This window comes from Photorhabdus cinerea (assembly GCF_011189575.1).
GTDB classification, from domain to species: Bacteria; Pseudomonadota; Gammaproteobacteria; order Enterobacterales; family Enterobacteriaceae; genus Photorhabdus; species Photorhabdus cinerea.
This window is the reverse complement of the sequence record NZ_PUJW01000072.1, coordinates 1-4,252: the sequence shown is the minus strand read 5'-3', so window position 1 is coordinate 4,252 and position 4,252 is coordinate 1. Positions and strand designations below refer to the sequence as shown.

Below are 4,252 nucleotides of genomic sequence, written 5' to 3'. Positions count from 1 at the left end.
TGCCGTATAAAGACATGATTGAGGCTGTCGGGCAAGAGTATTCAAGAATGCGCACTCGCTTAATCGCTATTGCTCCTGAACACGGTCCTCGTCTACGTGTCTTGGCCTCCACCACTAATGATACGGAGTTTGTTCAAGCGTTACAGGAGGTGGTTTACGAGGCGATGGAGGAATTAAGCCTTGATGATAATAAACAACGAGGAGAAAGCTAACGCCTCCGCTTGGCAAAATTTTACACAAGAGTTATATAAACGTCGCCCTGATATTCGCCCCCCTGAGCCGCTTTCATTAAGCGCATGGGCCAATAAATACGCTGTACTTTCAAAAGAAACTAGCGCACAAACGGGTAGATTCCGATCTTTTGCTTATCAAGACGGCATCATGGATGCTATCACAGACCCGACTGTTACCTATGTGTCTGTTATGAAATCAGCGCGTGTCGGCTATACAAAAATTCTCGATCACGTAGTGGGTTATTATCTGGCGCATGACCCGTCTCCGATTCTTGTTGTTCAACCCCGCGTTGAAGATGCGGAAGACTACAGTAAAACCGAGATTGCCCCAATGCTGCGTGATACCCCAGTGCTGGCTGAAATCTCTGGTGACCCCAAAGCCAAAAACAGTAATCAGACCATTCTGAAAAAGACGTTTTTGAATGGCGCCAATCTGACACTGGTAGGGGCTAACAGCCCAGGCGGTTTTCGTCGTATTACTTGCCGGATCATCTTGTTTGATGAAGTCGATGGTTATCCGTCTGGCGGTGCGGGTGTAGAAGGTGATCAGATAGCACTGGGTACAAAGCGTTCTGAAACGTTCTGGAACCGCAAAATCGTATTGGGTTCAACTCCTACGGTGAAAGGTACTAGCCGCATTGAAAAGTCATTCGGCGATAGTGACCAGCGTTATTACTATGTCCCATGCCCTCACTGCGGCGAATATCAAATATTAGAGTGGGGCGGTCCCGATACGCCATATGGGATCAAGTGGGACAAGGACGAAAACGGCAATGGTTTGCCGGACACGGCTTACTATGTTTGTCGTCATAACGGTTGCATGATCCATCACAACGAAAAACCCGGCATTGTGAAGCGCGGAGAGTGGCGAGCGACAAAGCCATTTAAAGGCCATGCCGGTTTTCATATTTGGGCGGGTTACAGTTTGTTTCCGAACGCCGCGTGGAAATACTTAGTTGCTGAATGGCTGAGGGTGAAAAATGACCCCTTGATGCGCCAGACATTTATTAACCTTGTGCTGGGTGAACCTTATGAAGACCGCGGAGAGAAGGCATTGAGTGAAAGAAAACTGCTTGAACGTTGTGAAGTCTTTGCTGCTGAGGTGCCGGATGGCGTGGCTGTTTTGACGGCGGGTATTGATACGCAAGATGACAGATTCGAAATTGAAATTGTCGGGTGGGGCCGCAATGAAGAAAGCTGGTCAATTGCTTATGATGTCATTGAAGGTGATCTGGAAACCGATGAGCCGTGGAAGCGTCTTGATATGTACCTGAAACAGGTATGGCGGCGTGCTGACGGGCGCGGTTTTACGATTATGGCGGCGTGCATGGACTCTGGCGGACACCACACGCAGCAAGTTTACGAATTCTCAAAAGCCAGAATTGGTCGCCGGATATGGGCCATCAAAGGTGAATCAGCACGCGGCGGTAAGCGTTCCCCAGTCTGGCCGACTAAAAAACCTACACCGCGCACCAAGTCAAGTTTCAAGCCCATTATTCTCGGTGTTAATGCGGCAAAAGATACTATCCGTGGCCGGTTACATATCGATCCCCCGCTGCCCGGTGAGGCGTCAGCCAGTTATATGCATTTCCCGGCAGATAGGGACCTGAATTATTTCAGTCAACTTTTGGCAGAGCGCTCCGTATTAAAAGAGTCAGGCGGGCAGCGCTTCCGAGTGTGGGAGCAATTGCCGGGCCGGGCTAACGAGGCGCTGGACTGTAGAGTTTATGGTTATGCTGCATTATGCGGACTCCTGCATATGGGACTGAAACTGAATGCATTAGTTACCAGCATTACAGAAAATCCGGGCAGGTTGTTGCCAGCGCCCGCAGAACCGGAAGAAAAAATCAGCTTGCAATATCCCGGCGTTATTATTCAAGAGCCCGAAAAGCCGAAACGAAAAAGCTTGTCTCAACTTTTGCCGTCCTAAATTTCCAAAGGATCACTATGTTTAATCCAAAAACTAGCTTGCTGGCGGGTGCAATGACGCGCGAGCAATTGCAAGATGCACTAACCAAAGCACAGCAAGCCTACATTGATTTGGCATCTGGGCAACGCGGCGTTTCGTTTTCATACACACAGGGAGACGGCACTCGCTCAGTGTCATATCAACAAAGTTCACTAGCGGATTTGATGGCGCTGATTCAATTACTACAGGCACAACTCGGTATCGTAGCCAGGCCGCGTCGCCCGGTAAGGTTTAGGTTCTGATGACAGTAAGAATTTTGGGACCGAACGGGCAGCCGCTGCCACCCTCTCGACAAAAAATGTCTATGTTGGTTGGCGGTAGTCGTGTGCCCTATGACGCGGCTGATTCGTCTAGTGATCAGCTGGCGAACTGGCAACCCGCGCTGTGGTCACCCGACAATGAAATCAATATCTACCGTGACCGCATTGTTTCGCGTGTCCGTGATCTGGCAAGAAATGACGGCTGGGCCAGTGGTGCGATCACGCGGGTTCTTGATAATGCGATTGGGGCTAATTTTCGGCCAATTATCAAACCTGATTATCGGATGCTGGCACTGGTGACCGGCAATAAAGCTTTTGATGCAACCTGGGCGGACGAATACGGCAAAGTCGTAGAAGCTCACTGGCGTTCGTGGGCCAATGATCCCGGTCGTTATTGTGATGTTGAGCGTCAGCAAACTGTTTCCCAAATGTTGCGATTAGCGTTCAGACATAAACTATTAGACGGTGATGCACTGGCTATTCTGCAATATCGACCGGATAGGCTTGGTCCTGGACGCGGGCATTATGCAACAACAGTTCAGATTGTAGATCCTGACCGACTCAGTAACCCGCAACAGAATTTTGATATGCCGCATATCAGAGGTGGTGTAGAGATAGACGCTGACGGCGCTCCTACGTTTTACCATATCCGGGAAGCCCATATTGGCGATTGGTGGAGTGGTGCAAAAACGATGACATGGGAGCGTATACCGCGTGAAACAGCGTGGGGACGCCCGCATGTTGTGCATGATTTTGATCACGAGCGCGGAGCACAACACAGGGGTAACGGCATCTTAACGCCGGTTGTTCAGCGCCTGAAGATGCTGATTAAATATGACCAGTCAGAGCTTGAAGCCGCTATTCTAAATGCGATTTTCGGCGCTTATATTGAGTCACCGTATGACCCTGCGTTAGTTGAGGCGGCATTAGGCGAAAGTGAAGATGAAAATCTAGGCGCATATCAACAGGGACGCGTCGAGTTTCACAATGATCGCCGGATGTCTTTGCAGAATGGGGCGCGTATCCCAATTATGTATCCTGGCGAGAAGATAACAACAGTGAACGCTGCACGGCCGCACAGCAACTTTGAAGGCTTTGAAAGTGCGGCACTGCGCAATATCGCAGCAGCAACCGGGCTATCGACTCAGCAAGTGACACAAGACTGGTCTGATGTGAACTACAGTTCGGCACGTTCCGCTATGCTAGAAGCGTGGAAAACCTTAACTCGGCGTCGCGCTGATTTTTCAATCGGCTTTGCTCAACCCATTTTGACCGCGTTTATTGAAGAAATTCACGACATAGAAGATTTACCGCTACCGACTGGCGCACCTGATTTTCTGGAAGCGCGGGCAGCCTATTGTCGTGCGCAATGGATGGGGCCGGGCCGGGGTTGGGTAGATCCTGTTGCGGAGAAGAAAGGTGCAATTCTTGGGATGGATGCCGGGCTTTCTACTCTTGAGATGGAGGCAGCAGAGAACGCGGGTGAAGACTGGGAAGAGATGCTCGATCAGCGTAAGCGTGAACTCGATGCGTTTAAAGAACGGGGTTTGACTCCGCCGAGTTGGGCGCAATTGGATGTTCCCGCTGATAAAACTATTCAAGATCCCAAGGTGGAGTAATGAATTTACCACATTTAGCGCAACGGCTATTTAACACCCCGCTGGCATTACATCCGCGCAAAGCTGAAGTCGTGATGGCCGCACTGACTGACCGGTTCGGCATCACGCGGATTAATGCCATGTCAGATTGGGACGATGACGGCAGTTTTTCACGTCCTAAAAACGATGCCG

3 protein-coding genes and 2 pseudogenes are annotated in these 4,252 nt (G+C 50.2%); all 5 read left to right on the top strand.

Annotation, left to right across the window (positions count from 1 at the left end; all coding sequences use genetic code 11):
- Positions 1-212, top strand: a pseudogene (locus tag C5469_RS22370) (RNA polymerase subunit sigma-70); the annotation flags it as partial.
- The gene (locus C5469_RS22365) at positions 184-2,163 is read left to right on the top strand and encodes a phage terminase large subunit family protein (protein WP_166310847.1); all 1,980 of its coding nucleotides are present in this window, start codon (positions 184-186) and stop codon (positions 2,161-2,163) included. The pseudogene C5469_RS22370 and the gene C5469_RS22365, both read left to right, overlap by 29 nt.
- Before the next feature lie 17 nt (positions 2,164-2,180).
- Positions 2,181-2,444 carry a gpW family head-tail joining protein gene (gpW, locus tag C5469_RS22360; RefSeq protein WP_166310845.1) on the top strand — a complete coding sequence of 88 codons (264 nt, stop codon included), beginning with the start codon at positions 2,181-2,183 and terminating at the stop codon, positions 2,442-2,444.
- Positions 2,441-4,081, top strand: coding sequence for a phage portal protein (locus tag C5469_RS22355; protein WP_242689569.1), 1,641 nt, complete (start codon positions 2,441-2,443; stop codon positions 4,079-4,081). The genes gpW and C5469_RS22355 overlap by 4 nt, the downstream gene beginning before the upstream one ends.
- Positions 4,081-4,252 (top strand): annotated as a pseudogene (locus C5469_RS23900) (S49 family peptidase); the annotation flags it as partial. The gene C5469_RS22355 and the pseudogene C5469_RS23900, both read left to right, overlap by 1 nt.